Raw genomic sequence first — 1,520 nt, forward strand, 5'->3', positions numbered from 1 at the left:
CCGGCTCGGGCAACCGGTCCACCCGGGCCAGCTCAGCGGGTGCTGCGGATCGCCGCTGCCGGCGGCACCCGCTTCGCCCACGGTCTGCTCGCCGAGGTCGCCGGCCTGCCCGAGGCCGAGCTGGAGGACGCGTTGCGCGCCGCCGTCGCGGCCCAACTGGTGGTGGCCGACCCGGACGGCGACTACGAGTTCCGGCACGCCCTGGTGCGTGAGGCTGTGCACGACGAGTTGCTGCCCGGTGAGCACGCCCGGCTGCACGCGCGGTTCGCCGCCGCGATCGAGGCCCAGCCGCACCTGGTCGTCGCCGGCCGCGCTCCGGCCGAGATCGCCCACCACTGGTACGCGGCGCACGACCATCCCCGTGCCCTGGTCGCCGCGCGGGTCGCGGCCTGCGCCGCCGCCGACCGGTACGCCTACGCCGAGCAGCGTCGACTGTTGGAGCGGGCGTTGGAGCTGTGGGAGCTGGTGCCCGACGCGGCCGACCTGCTCGGCATGGACCACCTGGCGTTGCTGGAGCAGACCCTGGACGCCGCGGTCACGGCCGGCGACTTCAGTCGGGCCATCACGTTGACCCGCGCCGGCCTGGCCGAGGTGGACGCCGACGCCGCACCGCTGCGCGCCGCCCGCCTGCTGGACCAGCGGGGCCGGCTGATGGCCCTGCTCGGCAAGAGCGACGGCCGGCGGGAGCTGGATGAGGCGTACCGCCTGGCGGCCAGCGGGCCCTTCGGGGTGGAGCGCGTCCGGCTGCTCGCCGACGTCGCCGCCCACCTGGTCAAGATCGATCCTGAGCAGGCGGCCCGGGTCGCCGCCGAGGCGAGCACGGACGCCGAGGCGCTCGGCGAGGAGCTGGTCCTGCTGCCGACCCGGATCGCCCTGCTCTGCCACCAGCAGCTGGACAACCGGTTGGCCGAGCTGGGCAGCGCCGAGGCCGTGGCCCAGGCGGCCGGGGACACGGCGGCTCTCGTGCTGGTCAAGGTGTTCCAGTCGGACGTGCTCTGCGAGCTGGGCCGCTACGCCGAGTCCGCGCAGGCGGCCGAGGCCGGCCTGGCCGAGGCGCGGCGGGTGGGGATCAGCCGCTCGACCGGGGCGTACCTGCTGTCCAACCGGGCCGAGGCGCTCATCGCGCTGGGTCGGTGGGACGAGGCCGAGACGGTCTGCGCGGAGGCCGCCCGGATCGACCTGTCCGGCGTCACCGGGCTGCACTGGTTGCAGTTGGGGGCCGGTCTGCGGCTGGCGCGGGCGCACCCGGGGGCCGACGAGATGGTCGACCGGGCGTTGGCCTTCCTCGGCCGCCCCTACCTGTGGCCGAACCACCGACTGCCCCTGCACGAGCTGGGCATCGAGGCGGCGCTGGCCGCCGACGACAAGGTCGAGGCGGTCCGCGCGGCCCGGGTCGCGGTGGCCGACGACAGCCTGCCGCAGCTGCCCCGCGAGGGTTGGCCGGTGCTGAGCGCCGCCGCGCGTACCGCCGCCCGGGTGGGTGACGGGGAGCTGGCCGCCGCCGTCGGCGCGCTCGCGGC

Annotated in this window: 1 pseudogene; it reads left to right on the forward strand. The window is 76.5% G+C overall.

The features are described from left to right. Positions 1-39: 39 nt before the first annotated feature. A pseudogene (locus AB0J68_RS32100) lies at positions 40-1,520 on the forward strand (LuxR family transcriptional regulator); the annotation flags it as partial.

The organism is Micromonospora sp. NPDC049580 (assembly GCF_040675595.1).
GTDB lineage: Bacteria > Actinomycetota > Actinomycetes > Mycobacteriales > Micromonosporaceae > Micromonospora.